A 1852-nucleotide genomic window follows, 5' to 3' on the forward strand; every position below is an offset into this window, starting at 1 on the left:
CCCCAAAGGGGAATGGGCTGAATGTAATAACCCGTTAATACCTTTTTCCTTTCTCTAGCTGTTACAACATAGGACGCTTTAACTAAAACAGGAGAAGGTGTCATGTCGAATAAAAAAATCTTAATGATCACGGGTGATTTTACGGAAGATTACGAAACGATGGTGCCGTTTCAGGCGTTGATGAGTTTGGGTCATACGGTGCATGCGGTGTGCCCAGATAAGAAGTCTGGTGATACGGTGGCGACGGCGATTCATGATTTTGAGGGCGATCAAACCTATACGGAAAAACCGGGTCACCGTTTTGCGTTGAATGCGACGTTTGCCGATATCAAGGTGGAAGATTACGATGCTTTGGTGATTCCCGGTGGTCGTGCGCCTGAATATCTTCGTTTAAATAAAACTGTGATTAGCATGGTGAAGCATTTTTTTGACACCAATAAGCCCGTGGCGGCGGTGTGTCATGGTGCGCAGTTGCTTGCTGCAGCGGGTGTTTTGGAGGGGAAGAAGTGTTCTGCGTATCCGGCTTGTCAGCCTGAGGTGACGCTTGCGAAGGGGGAGTTTATGGATATCCCCGTCGATCAGGCGGTGACGGACGGTAATTTGGTAACGGCTCCTGCGTGGCCTGCGCATCCTGCTTGGCTTGCTCAGTTTTATGTATTGTTAGATAAGTAAAAAGCGGCGCTTTGATGGCTTTATTCGGGCGAATTTGATTTTGTCATGAGACAGTAAAAGTTAAATTCGTCCGACTACTTTTGCCTATCTTAGGCTAGACTGTTTGCATTGTGTTATTTCATTCCAATAATAAAAAACGTCATTCAGAAGGGAAAATACGATGTGTAAGCTTTTTGTGAATTCAGATCCTAGTCTATGGGAAAATGTCACTCGCTCTTTGCGTATTGATGGCATGGTGACTAGCATTCGTTTAGAAAGTTTCTTTTGGTTTACGCTGGAAGAAATCGCTCAGCGCGATAAGTTGTCTTTGTCGCAGATGATTGCCAAGCTTAATCATGAAGCCTTGGATGCGGGTCATAATTTGGAAAACTTCACGTCGTTTTTGCGGGTATGTGCCATGCGTTATCTGCATTTGCAGACCATTGGTATGCTGCCGCACTCACATGACGTGAGTTTGGCGTCTCTTAATACGGATCGTATTCTCGAGCAGGAGAGGTCTTATCTAGAAGTTCACCAGTAATTTTTGAGACCTTTTTACGACTACTGCGCTCACTAATACTTTGTTAAAAACAGACTCAAAATACTCATTTATAGCCCATAAACTCCGCTTTTTCGTCTGTTTTTGCCTCGTCTTGGTTTCGCTCGTAACATCGTACAAAGGTCTCAATTAGCTTAATGTTATCTTTGCCCCAGCATTTTTAGTAGTGTCCCGTCTTTTAATACGTATTGATGGAACAGGGCGGCTGCGGCGTGCAGCAGGACCAATGTCATCATGATGTTCATGGCGATTTCATGGACATCACCCATAAAGTGAATACCTAAATACCACGCGATGGCGCCAAATACAGGTACTAAAAACATCAGTAAATACAGGCATTCATGGACGATACGAGAAGCTCGGTCTATTGCGCTTTTTGATTTTGCTTTGGTTTTGTTAGACATGAAACGGACGATAATGCGTATAACAACCAAAGCAATAACAGCCAATCCAACATACACATGCAATGATGCCACTAGGTTATAGCCTGTATCGCTGTCGTTTAGGTGTTGACGAAAAGCACGTCCCATTCCGTCACTGACGAAATAATTAAAAATAATTAAGGCAGCAATGGCCCAATGTAATAGGATTTGAGCGATATTGTAGGATCGTTTTTTTGTTTGCCCAGCGAAGCTGGCAAAC

Annotated in this window: 3 protein-coding genes; 2 read left to right on the plus strand and 1 reads right to left on the minus strand. The window is 43.9% G+C overall.

The features are described 5' to 3' along the window. Positions 1–102 precede the first annotated feature (102 nt). Complete coding sequence (locus tag DKT73_RS19935; RefSeq protein WP_111640272.1) at positions 103–672, plus strand: DJ-1/PfpI family protein; 570 nt, start codon at positions 103–105, stop codon at positions 670–672. Between the two features lie 160 nt (positions 673–832). Next, the gene (locus DKT73_RS19940) at positions 833–1192 is read left to right on the plus strand and encodes a ribbon-helix-helix domain-containing protein (RefSeq protein WP_111640273.1); all 360 of its coding nucleotides are present in this window, start codon (positions 833–835) and stop codon (positions 1190–1192) included. Positions 1193–1350: 158 nt separating this feature from the next. Here DKT73_RS19940 and DKT73_RS19945 read toward each other — a convergent pair. Next, the coding region (locus tag DKT73_RS19945) for a cytochrome b (protein WP_111640274.1) at positions 1351–1852 on the minus strand (502 nt) is incomplete at its 5' end.

This window comes from Marinomonas shanghaiensis (assembly GCF_003259175.1).
In the GTDB taxonomy this organism is placed as follows: domain Bacteria; phylum Pseudomonadota; class Gammaproteobacteria; order Pseudomonadales; family Marinomonadaceae; genus Marinomonas; species Marinomonas shanghaiensis.